The organism is Achromobacter sp. Marseille-Q4954 (assembly GCF_943737025.1).
GTDB classification, from domain to species: Bacteria; Pseudomonadota; Gammaproteobacteria; order Burkholderiales; family Burkholderiaceae_B; genus Achromobacter; species Achromobacter bronchisepticus_A.
Genome location: NZ_CALSFQ010000004.1, coordinates 540,256 through 556,867, shown reverse-complemented (window position 1 = coordinate 556,867; position 16,612 = coordinate 540,256). Strand labels below are relative to the sequence as shown.

13 protein-coding genes are annotated in these 16,612 nt (G+C 66.1%); 12 read left to right on the top strand and 1 reads right to left on the bottom strand.

Annotated elements, in window-relative coordinates; translation table 11 throughout:
• Nucleotides 1-21: 21 nt before the first annotated feature.
• The 12 genes from NGK62_RS30860 to NGK62_RS30805 all read left to right on the top strand — a co-directional run bounded on the left by NGK62_RS30860 (nucleotide 22) and on the right by NGK62_RS30805 (nucleotide 15,553).
• Nucleotides 22-1,215, top strand: coding sequence for a patatin-like phospholipase family protein (locus NGK62_RS30860; protein ID WP_251881899.1), 1,194 nt, complete (start codon nucleotides 22-24; stop codon nucleotides 1,213-1,215).
• A gap of 189 nt (nucleotides 1,216-1,404) precedes the next feature.
• A complete protein-coding gene (locus NGK62_RS30855) occupies nucleotides 1,405-1,770 on the top strand; it encodes a helix-turn-helix domain-containing protein (protein ID WP_059372404.1) in 366 nt (121 codons plus the stop codon).
• Between the two features lie 185 nt (nucleotides 1,771-1,955).
• A complete protein-coding gene (locus NGK62_RS30850; protein WP_118932520.1) occupies nucleotides 1,956-3,218 on the top strand; it encodes an efflux RND transporter periplasmic adaptor subunit in 1,263 nt (420 codons plus the stop codon).
• A 62-nt stretch (nucleotides 3,219-3,280) separates the two neighbouring features.
• Nucleotides 3,281-6,514 carry a multidrug efflux RND transporter permease subunit gene (locus tag NGK62_RS30845; protein ID WP_059372411.1) on the top strand — a complete coding sequence of 1,078 codons (3,234 nt, stop codon included), beginning with the start codon at nucleotides 3,281-3,283 and terminating at the stop codon, nucleotides 6,512-6,514.
• Nucleotides 6,511-7,998 (top strand): efflux transporter outer membrane subunit, encoded by a 1,488-nt coding sequence (locus NGK62_RS30840; protein ID WP_059372413.1) that lies wholly within the window; start codon nucleotides 6,511-6,513, stop codon nucleotides 7,996-7,998. The genes NGK62_RS30845 and NGK62_RS30840 overlap by 4 nt, the downstream gene beginning before the upstream one ends.
• The gene (gene pdxJ, locus NGK62_RS30835) at nucleotides 7,995-8,735 is read left to right on the top strand and encodes a pyridoxine 5'-phosphate synthase (protein WP_059372417.1); all 741 of its coding nucleotides are present in this window, start codon (nucleotides 7,995-7,997) and stop codon (nucleotides 8,733-8,735) included. The genes NGK62_RS30840 and pdxJ overlap by 4 nt, the downstream gene beginning before the upstream one ends.
• 48 nt (nucleotides 8,736-8,783) lie before the next feature.
• The gene (acpS, locus tag NGK62_RS30830; RefSeq protein ID WP_059372419.1) at nucleotides 8,784-9,215 is read left to right on the top strand and encodes a holo-ACP synthase; all 432 of its coding nucleotides are present in this window, start codon (nucleotides 8,784-8,786) and stop codon (nucleotides 9,213-9,215) included.
• Between the two features lie 57 nt (nucleotides 9,216-9,272).
• Entirely contained in the window at nucleotides 9,273-10,331 is a 1,059-nt protein-coding gene (gene nagZ, locus NGK62_RS30825) for a beta-N-acetylhexosaminidase (RefSeq protein ID WP_059372421.1), read from the top strand.
• Nucleotides 10,294-12,120, top strand: a complete 1,827-nt coding sequence (gene uvrC / locus NGK62_RS30820) for an excinuclease ABC subunit UvrC (RefSeq protein WP_059372423.1) — start codon at nucleotides 10,294-10,296, stop codon at nucleotides 12,118-12,120. Before nagZ ends, uvrC begins: the two co-directional genes overlap by 38 nt.
• Nucleotides 12,121-12,356: 236 nt before the next feature.
• Complete coding sequence (gene pgsA / locus NGK62_RS30815; RefSeq protein ID WP_059372426.1) at nucleotides 12,357-12,929, top strand: CDP-diacylglycerol--glycerol-3-phosphate 3-phosphatidyltransferase; 573 nt, start codon at nucleotides 12,357-12,359, stop codon at nucleotides 12,927-12,929.
• A 204-nt stretch (nucleotides 12,930-13,133) separates the two neighbouring features.
• Nucleotides 13,134-14,438 carry an MFS transporter gene (locus tag NGK62_RS30810; RefSeq protein ID WP_251881897.1) on the top strand — a complete coding sequence of 435 codons (1,305 nt, stop codon included), beginning with the start codon at nucleotides 13,134-13,136 and terminating at the stop codon, nucleotides 14,436-14,438.
• A gap of 113 nt (nucleotides 14,439-14,551) precedes the next feature.
• Nucleotides 14,552-15,553, top strand: coding sequence for a cytochrome-c peroxidase (locus NGK62_RS30805; protein ID WP_118932518.1), 1,002 nt, complete (start codon nucleotides 14,552-14,554; stop codon nucleotides 15,551-15,553).
• A 15-nt stretch (nucleotides 15,554-15,568) separates the two neighbouring features.
• Here the strand turns inward: NGK62_RS30805 and queF are convergent, their stop codons facing one another.
• Nucleotides 15,569-16,393: an NADPH-dependent 7-cyano-7-deazaguanine reductase QueF gene (gene queF, locus NGK62_RS30800; protein WP_059372432.1), complete on the bottom strand. Its 825-nt coding sequence runs from the start codon at nucleotides 16,391-16,393 to the stop codon at nucleotides 15,569-15,571.
• Nucleotides 16,394-16,612: the final 219 nt, after the last annotated feature.

Genomic DNA, 16,612 nt, shown 5'->3' with positions numbered 1-16,612 from the left:
GCCCTGCCTAGAGGAAGCCGTATGAGTACTCGCCGCAAGGCTCCGAAGCAAGACACCGGCGATACACCGCCCTATGAAGTCGTGGCCCTGGTGCTGCAAGGCGGCGGGGCGCTGGGGGCCTACCAGGCCGGGGTGTACCAGGGGCTGCACGAAGCGGGTATACGGCCCAACTGGATTTCCGGCATTTCCATCGGGTCGATCAACGCGGCGATCATCGCGGGCTCTCCCGAGGACGAGCGTGTGGAGCGTCTGCGCGGTTTCTGGGAAACCATCTGTCGGCCGGCTGGCTTCGCCTCGGTTCCCTGGGGCGAGACGCTCGGTCCCATGTTCGAAGGCTTGCCGTTCGGCTTCGGTTCGCCCGTCATGAACGGGCATGTGTCCGCCTTCCAGGCCTTGTTCTCGGGCCAGCCGGGCTTCTTCAAGCCGCGTTTTCCGCCGCCTTACCTGGTGCACGGCAGGGGCGCGGCGTCCACCAGTTTCTATGACACCACGCCGCTGGCCGCGACCTTGCGGGAGTTCGTGGATTTCGACCTGCTTAACAGCGGGTCCGTGCGCGCCAGTTTCGGCGTGGTCAACGTGCGGACCGGCAACTTCGCCTATTTCGACAGCCTGAAGGACACGCTGCGGCCCGAGCACATCATGGCCTCGGGCGCCTTGCCGCCGGGCTTCCCTTCTGTCGAGATCGACGGTGAACACTATTGGGACGGCGGCGTCGTGTCCAACACGCCGTTGGCCCAGGTGCTGACGACGGACAGCATGCGGGACACGCTGGCGTTCCAGGTCGACCTGTGGCCCGCGCGCGGCGGCCTGCCGACCAACCTGGAGGAAGTGGCCGAACGCCAGAAGGACATCCAGTACTCCAGCCGCACCCGCCTGGTCACGGACCAGTTGAGGCGCGTGCTCAAGCTGCGCCATGGCTTGCAGCGTCTGCTGGCGAAGCTGCCGGCCGCCGAGCGCAACGCGGCGGAGTTCGCCGACATCCGCAAGCTGTCCCATACGCCGGCCACCAACATCATCAACCTCATCTACGAGTCCAAGCACCGGGAGCGTTACTCCAAGGACTACGAGTTCGGCACCGAGGCCATGCGCGAGCACTGGGAGTCGGGCCTGGCGGACATCCGCGCCACGCTCGCCAAGCCTGGCATCCTGGCCCGTCCGACCGAGGACAGTTGTTTCGTCACTCACGATATCCATCGCAACGGCACGCGCACCTGAACTGCCGGGCAGGGGGGCGTGGCATCTGGACGGATTTCGGGCAGATTTCTCAGCGGATTGGTCTGATAGATGTCTTGCAGCCACAACGCCCGCGGGTTCCAGCGGTAGTCTTTCGGGGCAAATTGCAACCTTGTTCCGGGAACCGGCCGCCACCCCGTGCGGCGCGGGCCGTCCTGGTGGAGATCCGTCGTGAATGCCCCCGCTCGCCTTGCACAGGTCGCGCCCGCCCGCGCGGCCGATACTCCCTACGCCACGGATGGTTGGTGGTCGCTGGCCTACCAGGGCTGGACACTGCTTACGCCCCATGGCGCCCGCATCGGCCTGACGGCCCTGGAACGCACCTGCCTGCTTTGCCTGGCGGGCAATCCCGCCAGGGAGTTGCGGCGCGATGCGTTCATGGCCCTGCGTAAACGCACCACCATGCGCACGCTGAATGTGGCGATCTGCCGCTTGCGCGGCAAGGTCCTGCTGGCCGGCGCCCGGCTGCCGCTGCATACGGTGCACGGCATGGGCTATGTGTTCCTGGGCAAGCTGCGAGAGCTTTCCGAGAGCTGATCTGTTGTATGGAATCCCCGTGGGTGTGGCATTTGAAGCACTAAAAATCAGTGATTTCCCCAACAACTGAGTTACATTATTGGGCTGATTACGCGCCGTGATGACGCATGCTTTTTGTTGTGACCGCGGGGTAAGTCGCGGTTAAATGCTGCGATTACGGTTTATTACGCTACGCGGGGGTTTCAATGCGGTTTTCGCCTAAACGTGTTTCCGGCCTGGCTTTTTCCGGTGGGCTCCTCGCACTGATATTGGCTGGGTGCGGCGAAAAGCCGCAAATGAATCCTGGCATGCCCCAGGTCAGCGTCATCACGATCCAGCCGCAGCGCGCGCCCATCGTGTCTGAGCTGCCTGGCCGCGTCGATGCCGTCCGGGATGCGCAGATCCGTGCCCGGGTGACCGGCATCGTCCAGAAGATCGCCTTCGAACAAGGCGGGGACGTCAAGGAAAACCAGCTGCTCTTCAAGATCGATCCGGCGCCCTACAAGGCGGCCTACGATCAGGCGACGGCGCAGCTCAAGCAGGCGCAGGCCAACCTGTTCAGCGCCAAGCTGCTGGCCGACCGCTACGCGCCGCTGGTCAAGGCCAACGCCGTCAGCAAGCAGGAATACGACAACGCCGTGGCTTCGTACCGCCAGGCCGACGCCGCTGTCGCCGCCGCCAAGGCGGCGCAGGACAACGCCGCGATCAACCTCGGCTACACCGACGTGACCTCGCCGATCACCGGCCGCATCGGCAAGCCGCTGGTCACCGAAGGCGCGCTGGTCGAGACCACCTCGGCCACGCAGATGGCCACGGTGCAGCAGCTGGATCCGATCTACGTCGACTTCACCCAGTCCACCGCGCAGCTCGCGTCCCTGCGCCGCGCCTTTGCCAGCGGCCAGCTGCAGCAGGTCGGCAAGGATACGGCGCGCGCCACCATCGTGCTGGAAGACGGCTCTGAATACAGCCAGCCGGGCAAGCTGCTGTTCACCGGCATCACCGTGGATCCGACCACGGGCCAGGTGAACCTGCGCGCCGAAGTCCCCAACCCCGACGGCATCCTGTTGCCCGGCATGTACGTGCGCGTGCGCCTGGAGCAGGGCGTGGATGACAAGGCCCTGATGGTGCCGCAGCAGGCGCTGCAGCGTACCGCGGACGGCCTGCAGAGCCTGTTGCTGGTCAAGGACAACAAGATCGAGCAGATCCCGGTCACCACCGGCGGCGCCCTCAACAGCAACTGGATCGTCACCAGCGGCCTGAAGGCTGGCGACGTGGTCGTGGTGGAAGGATTCCAGAAGGTTCGCCCGGGCGCTCCGGTGCAGGCCAGCGAATGGAAGAACGGCACGCCCGCCCCGGGCGGCCAGGCTCCCGCGCAACCGGGCGCCAAGCCCGCGGAATCCGCCCCGCAGCCTGGCGCAAAACCGGCCGAGCCTGCGCAGCAGGACAAGGCCGCAGGCCAGAAATCTTAAGCGGCACGCGGCGCAGGCGCCGCGTTCCTCTTTGGTGAGCATCGCTTTCAGAGTCAGCCCACATGCCGCAATTTTTTATTGATAGACCGATTTTCGCTTGGGTAGTCGCCCTGTTCATCCTGCTGGCCGGGGTGCTGGCGATCCCGAACATGCCGATTTCGCAGTACCCGGACGTGGCGCCGCCCGCGATCACGATCACGGCTACCTATCCCGGCGCTTCGGCCAACGAAGTGGCCGAGCAGGTCACCAGTATCATCGAAGACCAGCTCAACGGCGCCAAGGGCCTGATCTACTACGAGTCGGTCAGCGATTCCTACGGCACTTCGACCATCACCGCGTCCTTCGCTCCGGGCACGAATCCGGACCTTGCGCAGGTGGACGTGCAGAACCGCGTGTCCAACGTGGTCGCGCAGCTGCCCACCGCCGTGCAGCAGCAGGGCCTGCAGTATGAGCAGACCAGTACCGGCTTCCTGATGGTGGCGGCGGTGTCCTCCACCGACGGTTCCCTGGACCAGACGGCGCTGGCCGACTACATCACCCGCAACATCAAGAACCCGGTTTCCCGCGTGCCCGGCGTGGGCCAGTTCCAGCTGTTCGCGGCGCCGCGCGCCATGCGCGTGTGGGTCGATCCCGCCAAGCTGGTCGGCTTCAACCTGAGCATGTCGCAGGTCAACCAGGCCATCGCCCAGCAGAACGTGGTGATTTCCGGCGGCAGCATCGGCGCGCCGCCCAACCCGGATTCGCAGCGCATCACCGCCACGGTCACGGCCAACGGCCAGCTGAGTACGGTGGAGGGCTTCGGCAAGATCGTCCTGCGCGCCAATACCGACGGCTCCCAGGTGCTGCTGCGCGACGTCGCCCGCATCGAAGTCGGCGCGGACAACTACCAGTTCGGCGCCCGCCTGAACGGCAAGCCGACGGCCGCATTCGCCATCGTGCTGTCGCCCAACGCCAACGCGCTGGCCACCGCCCAGGGCGTGCGCCAGCAGATGCAGGAACTGTCCAAGTACTTCCCGGGCAACATCACCTATTCCATTCCGTACGACACCGCGCCCTACGTGAAGGTGTCCATCGAGCAGGTGGTCCACACCCTGGCGGAAGCCATGGTGCTGGTGTTCCTGGTGATGTACCTGTTCCTGCAGAACGTCCGCTATACCCTGATACCGGCCCTGGTGGTGCCGGTGGCCATGCTGGGGGCGTTCGCGGTGATGCTGGCGCTGGGCTTCTCCATCAACGTGCTGACCATGTTCGCCATGGTGCTGGCCATCGGGATTCTGGTGGACGATGCCATCGTGGTGGTGGAGAACGTCGAGCGGATCATGTCCACAGAGGGATTGCCACCGAAAGAAGCCACCAAGAAAGCCATGCCGCAGATCAGCGGCGCCATCATCGGCATTACGCTGGTGCTGGTGACGGTGTTCCTGCCGCTGGCCTTCATGAGCGGTTCGGTGGGCGTGATCTATCGCCAGTTCTCGATCGCGATGGCCGTGTCGATCTTCTTCTCGGCGCTGCTGGCCCTGACCTTCACGCCGGCGCTGTGCGCCACCATCCTCAAACCGGTGCCCAAGGGCCACCACGAGGACAAGAAGGGCTTCTTCGGCTGGTTCAACCGCAAGTTCGACGCCACCACCCACAACTACCAGAACTGGGTGTCGCGCATCCTGCACAAGGGCGGCCGCATGATGCTGGCGTTCCTGCTGCTGGTCGTGCTGCTGGGCTGGCTGTACCTGCGCCTGCCTTCGTCCTTCCTGCCCGAGGAAGACCAGGGCTACGTGGTCAGCAACATCGAGCTGCCCACCGGCGCCACGGCCAACCGCACGGTCGAGGTCATCGAGCAGGTCGAGAAGTACTTCTCGGACGTGCCCGCGGTCGAGAACATCATCGCGGTGCAGGGCTACAGCTTCAACGGCAACGGCCTGAACGCCGCTATCGCCTTCGTCACGCTGAAAGACTTCAGCGAGCGCAAGTCGCGCCAGGACTCGGCGGGCGCCATTGCCTTCCATGCCTTCGAAAAGCAGTTGATGGGCATCCATGACGCGCAGGTGTTCACCTTGGTGCCGCCCGCCATTTCGTCCCTGGGCAACGCCACCGGCTTCGACTTCCGCCTGCAGGATCGCGGCGCGGCGGGTTCGGCCGCCCTGGCCTCGGCCACCGGCGAACTCATGGGCCTGGTCATGAAGAGCCCCGTGCTGTCGCAGGTGCGCATCACCGGCCTCGGACCGGGCGCGCAGCTCAGCCTGACCATCGACCGCGACAAGGCGGCCGCGCTGGGCGTGGACTTCAACGAGGCCGCCTCGCTGATTTCCACCGCGGTCGGCTCCGCCTACCTGAGCAAGTTCCCCAACCTGGGCCGGATGCAGAACATCTGGGTGCAGGCCGACGCGCCGTACCGCATGCAGCTCAATGACGTGCTGCAGCTGAATGCGCGCAACAGCCAGGGTGGCATGGTGCCGCTGTCCACCTTCGTCAGGGCCGAATGGAAGCAGGGCCCGGTGCAGGTGGTGCGCTACAACAGTTACGAGTCCATGCGCATCAGCGGCAACGCCGCCCCTGGCTACACCACGGGCGAGGCGATGGCCGAGATGGAACGCCTGGTGGGCCAGTTGCCACAGGGCTTCGGCTACGAGTGGAACGGCCTTTCGTATCAGGAACGCCAGGCTGGCAACCAGGCTCCGATCCTGATGGGCCTGTCGCTGCTGGTGGTGTTCCTGGTGCTGGCCGCCCTGTATGAAAGCTGGGCCATCCCGATTTCGGTGATGCTGGTGGTGCCGCTGGGCATGCTGGGCGCGGTGGCGCTGATCAGCGCGCTGGGCATGTCCAACGACGTGTACTTCCAGGTGGGCATGGTGACCGTGATCGGCTTGGCGGCCAAGAACGCCATTCTTATCGTGGAATTCGCCAAGGACCAGTACGCCCGCGGCATGGGGCTGTACGAGTCCGCGGTGGAAGCTGCGAGGTTGCGGTTCCGTCCCATCCTGATGACCTCGCTGGCCTTCATCCTGGGCGTGGTGCCCCTGGCCATGGCGACCGGCGCTGGCGCCGCCAGCCAGCGCGCCGTGGGTCTGGGCGTGCTGGGCGGCATGTTGGCCGCCACGCCGTTCGCGGTGATTTTCGTGCCGACGTTCTTCGTGGTGGTGCTGGGCCTGTTCAAGACCCGTCCGCGCCTGCTGGGCGCCGAACTGCGCGCCTTCGAAGAAGAGCAGGCGGCCAAGAAGGCTGCCGCCGGGCAGGCTGCGCCGGACGCGCCCGCGCAACATCCCGCACAACCCAACGGTGGCCAGGAGGGCAAGGAATGAAAGCCCTGAAGTTCAAACAGACCGCCTTGTCCGCTTTCGTGGCGGTGGCGTTGGCCGGCTGCTCGCTGGCGCCTGATTACAAGCGCCCCGATGCGCCGGTTTCCGGCACGTGGCCCGACCAGCCCAAGGTGCAATACGGCGGCTACGCCAAGCCCACCTCGCTGGGCACCCAGCCGTCCACCGCTGTCATGCCGCAGGACGGCACGCCCGCGGCCAATCTGGGCTGGCGCGAGTTCTTCCGTGATCCGCGCCTGCAAAGCCTGATCGAGCTGGCGCTGGTCAACAACCGCGACCTGCGCGTGGCGGTGCAGCGGGTGGAAGAGGCCCGCGCCCAGTACGGCGTCCAGCGCGGCGCGCAATGGCCCAGCATCGGCGCCGGCATCCAGGGCCAGCGCCAGCATTTGCCGCAGAACATGCGGGCGCAAGGTGCTGGCTCCATCAGCAGTTCCTACCAGGCGGGCATCGGCCTGACCACCTTCGAGATCGACCTGTTCGGCCGCCTGCGCAATCTGTCCGAAGCGGCGTACCAGCAGTACCTGTCGACGGAGCAGGCGCAGAAGAGCGTGCACATCACGCTGGTGGGTTCGGTTGCGCAGTCGTATTTCAACCTGCGCGCGGCCGAGGTCCAGCTGGACCTGACCAAGCGCACCCTGGCCTCGCGCCAGGAATCCTACGACCTGGTCAAGCGCCGTTTCGACGGCGGCGTGGCTTCGGAGCTGGATCTGAACCAGGCCAAGACGCTGCTGGATACGGCCTCGTCCGACCTGGCGCAACTGGCCCGCGCCCAGGCCCAGGCCATGAACGCCCTGGTGCTGCTGGTCGGCGCGCCCTTGCCGCCGGACCTACCGGCGCCGGCCGTGTTCGGCCGCGACCAGCTGCTGGCGACGGTGCCCGCAGGCCTGCCGTCCGATCTGCTGGAGCGCCGTCCGGACATCATGGCCGCGGAGAACCAGCTGCTGTCCGCCAACGCCAATATCGGCGCGGCGCGCGCGGCGTTCTTCCCGACCATCTCGCTGACCGGCCTGCTGGGCGTGGCCAGCCCCTCGTTGGGCGACCTGTTCAAGGGCGGCCAGGGCTATTGGAGCTTCTCGCCGTCGATCACCACGCCGCTGTTCGCCGGCGGCAGTATCCGCGAAGGGCTGAACCTGGCCAAGGCGCGCGACAATATCGCCGTGGCGCAATACGAACAGTCCATCCAGCAGGCGTTCCGCGAAGTGTCGGACGCGCTGGCGGGCGAAGCCACCTACGGGGCGCAACTGGATGCCCAGCGCGCCTTGCAGGATGCGTCCGGCCGCACGCTGGAACTGTCGAATCTGCGCTATACCAATGGTATCGACAGCTACCTGCAGGTGCAGACCGCGCAGGTGGACTTTTTCAATGCCCAGCTCGCGCTGGTCCAGACTGGACTGGCTGCGCTGATCAACCGCGTGGAGCTCTACAAGGCCCTGGGCGGCGGCTGGGAAGAAACAACGAAAGTGCAATGATAGAACTTGGTGTAAACATCGATCACGTTGCCACGCTGCGGCAACAACGCCACACGACCTATCCGGACCCGGTGCTCGCCGCGTTGCGCGCGGAGGACGCCGGCGCCGACCTGATCACGCTGCATCTGCGCGAAGACCGGCGCCATATCCAGGACAAGGACGTCTATGCCATGCGTCCGCAACTGCGCACGCGCATGAACCTGGAATGCGCGGTGACGGCGGAAATGCTGGAGATCGCCTGCGCGGTCAAGCCGAATGACGTCTGCCTGGTGCCTGAAAAGCGCACCGAACTCACGACCGAAGGCGGCCTGGAAGTCGCTGGCGCCATGGGCCCCGTATCGGATGCGGTGGGCCTGCTGGCCGAGGCTGGCATCCGCGTGTCGCTTTTCATCGATCCGGATCCGGTGCAGATCGCGGCTGCGGCCAAGGCCGGCGCGCCGGTGATCGAATTGCATACCGGCGCCTACGCCGAAGCTGAAGGCGAGGCCGCCGAGGCCGAACTGCAGCGCCTGCGCCTGGCCGTGACCGAAGGGCTGCGCCACGGCTTGCGCGTGAACGCAGGCCATGGCCTGCACTACGGCAACGTCAAGCCGGTGGCCGCGCTGGAAGGCATTTCCGAACTCAACATCGGCCACGCCATCGTGGCGCAGGCGGTGTTCGACGGCTGGGAAAAGGCGGTGCGCGACATGAAGGCGCTGATGGTGCAGGCCCGCCTGCAAGCGCTGCGCGGGCTGTGACCGCGGACCCGATGCGTCCTGCCTGCCGCCGGACGCGCGCTCACAATCATGTCTGACGCTTCCCGCCCCGCCGCGCCCGCGGGCGCCATTGCCGGCATCGGCATGGACCTGCTGCGCATCGACCGCATCGAGCGCGCGCTGGCGCGCCACGGCGACCGTTTCGCGGAAAAGATCCTGGGCGTCGAAGAATTGCAGAAGTTCCACGCGCGCCGCGCCCGCGACCCGGTGCGCGGCCTGCGTTTCCTGGCCACGCGGTTTGCGGCCAAGGAGGCGTTTTCCAAGGCCATCGGCCTGGGCATGCGCATGCCCATGACGTGGCGGCGCGTGCAGACGCTGAATGCGCCCGGCGGGCGTCCCGTGCTGGTGATCGCGCCCGAACTGCTGTCATGGTATGAGCAGCGTTTCGGCGCGGCCCACGTTTCCATTACCGACGAATCCGACATGGCCGCCGCTTACGTGGTGGTCGAACGCAAGCCCTGACCCGCGGACCCGTGTCCGCCGCCGGCTTGCCAGACTTAGACAGAAGGACAGCCTGACATGGCCAAGAAGAAATCCAGGGCGGTCCTGCCGCCCGGCCCCGTGATGGTCGATGTGGCGGGATACTCGCTGACGAAAGCGGAGAAGAAGCGTCTGCGCCACCCGCTGGTGGGCGGCGTGATTCTGTTTGCGCGCAACTTCGAAAGCCGCAAGCAACTGACCGAACTGACGCGCCAGATCCACAAGGCCCGCAAGGAACCCCTGCTGATCCTGGTGGACCATGAGGGCGGCCGCGTGCAGCGTTTCCGCGAAGACGGCTTCACGGCGCTGCCCGCCATGCGCGACCTGGGCGTGCTGTGGGACCGCGATCCGCTGCAGGCCATGCGCCTCGCGACCGAAGCCGGCTACGTGCTGGCCGCCGAGTTGCGCGCCTGCGGCGTGGACATGAGCTTCACCCCGGTGCTGGACCTGGACTATGGCGTCAGCAAGGTGATCGGCACCCGCGCCTTCCACCAGGACCCGCGCGTGGTCACGATGCTGTCGCGCGCGCTGATCCAGGGCCTGCAGCTGGCGGGCATGTCGGCTTGCGGCAAGCATTTTCCCGGCCATGGTTTCGTGGAAGCGGATTCGCACCACGAGATCCCGGTGGACCCGCGTCCCTTGGACAAGATCCTGAAGGACGACGCCGCGCCGTACGCGTGGCTGGGCGACGCGGTGCTGCCGTCGGTGATGCCCGCGCACGTGATCTATCCCAAGGTCGACAAGCACCCGGCCGGCTTCTCCAAGCGCTGGGTGCAGGATATCCTGCGCACCCGCCTGGGCTACGATGGAGTGGTGTTCTCGGACGACCTGACCATGGAAGGCGCCTCGGTCGCGGGCGACATCCTGGACCGTGCCAACGCGGCTCTGGGCGCCGGCTGCGACATGGTGCTGGTGTGCAACCGGCCGGACCTGGCGGACGAATTGCTCGAACGCCTGAAGTTCGAGCACGCGCCCGAGTCCGTCGAGCGCATCCGCCGCCTGATGCCGCGCTTTGACGCGCCGGACTGGGATACCTTGCAGGCCGAAAGCCGTTATCAGAATGCCCGACGACTTCAATCTCAAATCGTTCCTGGCTGACCTGCCGCATCTGCCGGGCGTTTACCGGCATCTGGATGCGGCCGGCGAGGTCATGTATGTCGGCAAGGCGCGCGATCTGAAAAAGCGCGTCTCGTCGTATTTCCAGAAGAACCTGGCCAGTCCCCGCATCGCCCAGATGGTGGCGAAGGTGGCGCGGCTGGAGGTGACGGTGACGCGCTCCGAAGCGGAAGCGCTGATCCTCGAAAACAACCTCATCAAGACGCTGAAGCCGCGCTACAACATCCTGTTCCGCGACGACAAGTCTTATCCCTACCTGCTGATCACCGGCCATGACTGGCCGCGCATCGCCTATTACCGCGGCGCCACCAACAAGCGCGGGCAGTACTTCGGGCCGTTCCCCAACGCCTGGGCCGTGCGCGAGACCATCCAGATCCTGCAGAAGGTATTCCGCCTGCGGACCTGTGAGGACTCGGTTTTCGCCAACCGTTCGCGGCCCTGTTTGCTGCATCAGATCGGGCGCTGTTCGGCGCCCTGCGTCGGCGCGATCGAGGCCGCCGACTACGAGCGCGACGTACAGCGCGCCGTGCGCTTCCTCAACGGGGAAGCCAAGGACGTGATGGGTGAAATCGAAAGCCGGATGCAGCAGGCAGCCGGCGAACTGCGCTTCGAGGAAGCGGCGGCGCTGCGCGATCAGATGGGGTCGCTGGCGCGCGTGCTGCACCAGCAGACCATGGAGAACGTCAGCGGCGAGGACACCGACATCATTGCGGTGGCGATCGCGGGCGGCAAGGTCTGCGTCAATCTGGCCATGGTGCGGGGCGGCCGCCATCTGGGCGACAAGCCGTTCTTTCCCACGCACGCCGAAGGCGAAGCCGCGCCGCAGGTGCTGGAGGCTTTCGTCGCCCAGCACTACACCGACAATGCCATGCCGCCGGTGCTGGTCTGTTCGCACGCCTTGCCGGATCCCGACCTGATCGGCCTGCTGGTCGAGCAGGCTGGCGGCCGGCCTTCGCGCGTGTTGACACGCCCGCAAGGCGCGCGCCGCGCCTGGCTGGAGCAGGCGGGCAAAAACGCCGAGATGGCCCTGGCTCGCGCCTTGACCGAATCCGGCGCCCGCGCCGCCCGCACCTTGGCGCTGGCCGAAGCGCTGGACCTGGACACGGACGAAGCGGCGCTCGACGCGTTGCGCATCGAATGCTTCGACATCAGCCACACGGCCGGCGAAGCAACCCAGGCGTCCTGCGTGGTGTTCGAACACCACGACATGCAGCCGTCGCTTTACCGCCGCTACAACATCGCCGGCATCACGCCGGGCGACGATTACGCCGCGATGCGCCAGGTGCTGAGCCGCCGCTTCGCCAAGGTGGCGGACGGCGAGGCGCCCATGCCAGGCCTGGTGCTGATCGACGGCGGCAAGGGCCAGGTGGAAGTCGCCCGCCAGGTGTTCGTGGAACTGGGCCTGGATATCCAGACATTGGTAGGCGTAGCCAAGGGAGAAGGGCGCAAGGTCGGCCTGGAAACCCTGGTGTTTGCCGATGCCCGCCCGCCGGTGGCGCTGGGCGGCGAATCCGCCGCGCTGATGCTGATCGCGCAGGTGCGCGACGAAGCCCACCGCTTCGCCATCACCGGCATGCGCGCCCGCCGCGCCAAGGCCCGCAACGTCTCTCGCCTGGAAGAAATAGAAGGCATTGGCGCCCGCCGCCGCCAGCGCCTGCTGGCCCGCTTCGGCGGCTTCTCCGGCGTGGCCTCGGCAAGCATCGAAGACCTGGCCTCGGTCGACGGCATCTCCCAAGACCTGGCGATCCGCATCTATGAAGCGCTGCGGTAATGCCGCCGCACATCACCGCCAGCTGTAAAAATGCCGGTGTGCAAAAACGCCGGCTGCAAAAAGGCCCCCAGTCCCAACCACCTGTTTCCTCAAAGCGTCGGACGCAGACGCCGCAACCGGCGTAGCGCCAGCCGGGCCGCGCGGATTCGGCTCCGCCGGTCCGCAGCGGCGCCCCCCTGGGGGGGAAGCGCCTCCGGCGCTTCGGGGGGGGGCTCTTGATGTAGCATACGGACACTATGCCAATTAATGTACCCATTATCCTGACATGGCTGCGCATCGCCATGATTCCGCTGGTGGTCGGGCTGTTCTACCTGCCCGAAAGCTGGATGTCGGTCCCTGTACGCGACACTTTCGCCGCCTGGGCTTTCATTATTGCGGCGTTGACCGACTGGTTCGACGGCTGGCTGGCCCGCCGCTGGAACCAGACCTCGGCGTTCGGAGCCTTCCTGGATCCTGTCGCCGACAAGCTGATGGTCTGCGCGGCCCTGATCGTCCTGCTGGACCTCAGCCGCGTCGACGCCTTTATTTCCCTGATCATCATCGGCCGTGAAATCACGATTTCCGCGCTGCGCGAATGGATGGCCAAGATCGGCGCCAGCGCCAGCGTGGCGGTGCACCGGCTGGGCAAGTTCAAGACCGCCGCGCAGATGGTGGCGATTCCGTGCCTGCTGTACAACCAGCCGATCTACGGCATCAGCGCCCGCCTGCTGGGCGATGTGCTGATCATCGTGGCGGCGGTGCTGACGGTGTGGTCGATGCTGTATTACCTGCAGCGCGCCTGGCCCGCCATCCGCGAAAAGGCCATGTAGTCCAGAGTCCGTATTTATTGTTTGACAGAACGGCGGCCCGGCTCGCGCAAGGCGGCCGCCGTTGAATACCAAGAGCGATCCACCGGCGTGTCCGGCACGGCGCCTCAGAGTCCAACGCCCGGAGCATCCGGACGTTGCCGGAGACAACCCGCGCACCGCCCCATCCGGCGCCGCGCTACCTGCCGCTGACCGCGGCCGCCCGCAATGAACACCGCTGCGAATACCCTGGCCCTGGACGCCGCCGCCCGCCGGCGCGACTGGAAGATCATCCTGCTGATCGGGGTGGCCCACGCTTCCTCGCACTTTTTCCAGCTGGTCCTGCCCTCGCTTTATGTCTCGCTGGGCAATGAGTTCGGCCTGGACTTCGCCCGCCTGGGGCTGCTGGTGTCAACGTTCTACGTGGTGTCCGGCATCGGCCAGGCCTCGTCGGGCTTCGTCGTGGACCGCATCGGCGCGCGGCCGGTGCTGTGGTTCGGGCTGACGTGCTTCGTGCTGTCGGGCGTGCTGATCGGGTCGGCCAACGGCTATGCCATGCTGATCGCGGCGGCGGTCGTGGGCGGCATCGGCAACTCCGTGTTCCATCCCGCCGACTATTCCATCATCAACCATCGCATTTCCGCGCCGCGCCTGGGACACGCTTTCTCCACGCACGGGCTGACGGGCAATCTGGGCTGGGCGCTGACGCCGGTGTTCATGACCAGCATCACCTTGCTGGCGGACTGGCGCGTGGCGGCCTATAGCGCGGCCGGCCTGGTGGCGCTGGTCCTGCTGCTGACGGTGCTGGGCCGCGACCTGATCGGCGGGCCTTCGCCTCTGGAGCACCATGCGGACGCGGAAGCCGGCAAGGTTGCCGCCAAGCCCGCGGCGAAACCACAGGAAAGCGTGCTGACCACGCTGGCCACGCTTTTGTCCAAGCCTGCGCTGTGGGGCGCGTTCCTGTTCTTTGCGTGCACCTCCATCGCGCTGTCCTCGGTGCAGAACTACACCATTCCCTTGCTGGGCCAACTGTACGACCTGTCGAAGGTCGCGGCCAGCTCGGCGCTGTCCGGCTATATGGTGGCTTCGGCCGTGGGCATGGCCGCGGGTGGCTTTCTGGTGTCGGCCAATCCGCGCACCGAACGCACCGTGATGGTGGCCCTGATCCTGGCGGGCCTGACGCTGGTGGTGCTGGCGCTGGGCCTGGTGCCCGCGGTCCTGGCCGCGCCTGTGGTGGCGCTGGCGGGCTTCTGCTCGGGCGTTGCGGCGCCGTCACGCGACATGCTGATCCGCCGCGTCACGCCCAAGGGATCGACCGGATCCGTCTACGGGCTGGTGTATTCCGGCATGGACGTGGGTTCGGCGCTGGGCCCGCTGGCATTTGGCCTGCTGCTGGACGCCGGATTGCGCCAGGGCCCCTGGGTGGGCGCGGGCGTGGCATTCGCTGCCGCCGCCTTCCTGGCGCAATGGATCGCGGTGCAGGCCCGGCGCGCGGAACCCGCGGCCGCGGCGTCGGCGGCTGCGCGCTCCTGATTCTGGCGGGCCTCTGCACGGGGGCCGGCTGTTTGACCCGCCGCAAGGTTCGACCCGCTTCCCTCTGATGTAATAACCCTTATAGGAAAAAGGTTATTCACAGGAGAAGCGAAATGAGAAGGGCAAGCGCGTTGCTGGCGGCGGGAGTCGCCTTGGGCGGTTGGATCGGTCTGGCCCACGCGGCCTCGCAAGAGCCGATACAGCCGGTGGAGCCGGCGGTCATCAAGGAGCCGGCCAAGGTCGAGCTGGGCAAGAAGCTCTTCTTTGACCCGCGCCTGTCCCGCTCCGGCGCGATTTCCTGTAATTCCTGCCACAACCTGGGCATGGGCGGCGCGGACAATCTCAAGGCCTCGATTGGCCACAAGTGGCAGCAGGGCTCGATCAATTCGCCGACAGTGCTCAACTCCAGCCTGAACATCGCCCAGTTCTGGGACGGCCGCGCCAAGGACTTGCGCGAGCAGGCGGGCGGCCCCATCGCCAATCCCATGGAGATGGCCTCCACCCACGAACTGGCGGTGCAGGTGCTGAACTCCATCCCCGGCTATCGGGCGGAATTCAAGCAGGTCTTCGGCAAGGACGACATCACCATCGACGAGGTCACCGGCGCCCTGGCCGCGTTCGAGGAAACGCTGGTGACGCCCAATTCGCGCTTCGACCAGTGGCTGCGCGGCGACCAGAAGGCGCTGACGGTGCGCGAGCTGGCCGGCTATGAACTCTTCAAGAACAGCGGCTGCGTGGCCTGCCACAACGGCGTGGCGGTGGGCGGCAATTCGTTCCAGAAGATGGGTCTGGTCACGCCCTACGTCACCGAGAACAAGGCCGAGGGCCGCGCGGCGGTGACGGGCAAGGACGCCGACCGCTTCAACTTCAAGGTGCCGACGCTGCGCAACGTGGCGCTGACCTATCCGTACTTCCATGACGGCGAGGCGGCCACCTTGACGCAGGCGGTGGACGTGATGGGCCGGTTGCAGCTGGGCCGGACTTTCACGCCGGACGAGAACGCGCAGATCGTGGCGTTCCTGAAAACCCTGACGGGCGATCAGCCGGCGATCCAATACCCGGTGCTGCCGCCGTCGGCCGACGACACGCCGCGGCCCGAGCCCTTTGTGAAGTAACGCGGTTTCCGGCGCCTACTGGCGGACGGTGCGCACGTCCGCCGGCGGCCCGGCTTCGAAGTTGCTGCGCCAGGGGTTGATGTCCAGCCCGCCGCGGCGCGTATAGCGCGCGTAGACCGTCAGCTGCTCCGGCTGGCAGGCCTGCATGATGTCGCTGAAGATGCGCTCCACGCAATGCTCGTGGAATTCCGCATGTTGGCGGAACGAGACGACGTAGCGCAGCAGCGATTCGCGGTCTATCGGCGCGCCCCGGTAGCGGATCTGCACGCTGGCCCAGTCGGGCTGGCCGGTGACGGGGCAGTTCGATTTCAGGAGGCGCGAGGCCAGCGTTTCCTCGACCACGTCGCCCGGGCGGGTGCGCAGCACTTCGGGCGCGGGCTCGTAGGTGTCGATCTCGATGTCCAGCTTGTCTATATAGATGCCGTCCATCTCGCCCATCCGCAATTCGGAGAAGCGCTGCGGCAGGAAGAAATCCAGCCCCACCGGCGCGCCGGCGGCGGCGCTCAGGTCGCGTTCCAGGCGGCCGCGCAGGGCGGCCGAATTGACCAGGCGGGTCTGGTTGAACGAGTTCAGGTACAGCTTGAAGGATTTGGACTCGATGATGTTGGGGCTGTCGGCCGGCACCGAGAAGGTGGCCATGGCTACGCGCGGCTTGCCCTTGGCGTCCAGCCAGGACAGCTCATAGGCATTCCACAGGTCCACCCCGGTGAAGGGCAGCTTGCCGGCTTCCAGGTTCAGCGCCGCGCGATTGTGCGAGCGCGCGATGGGGAAGAGCAGCGAGGGGTCGTATTGCGAGGCGTAGGCCACGCTCTGGCCCAGCGGGCCGTGGGACAGCGTCATAGCGGAGTCATCGGAAACTTGAAGAATGAGCGCATTGTAGGCGGTAGGAAAAAAGCCCGATTTTCCACACTGTGAAATGTAACCTTCGTCATGTGAAAGCCGCTGCTGCGCAGCAGCGGGAACCCATTTCACAGATGATAATTGCGTTCCGTAATACGAAATCAAGTTTGTAATTCATTGATTTATAAGAATAATATTTTTCGTCTTGTATAAGACATC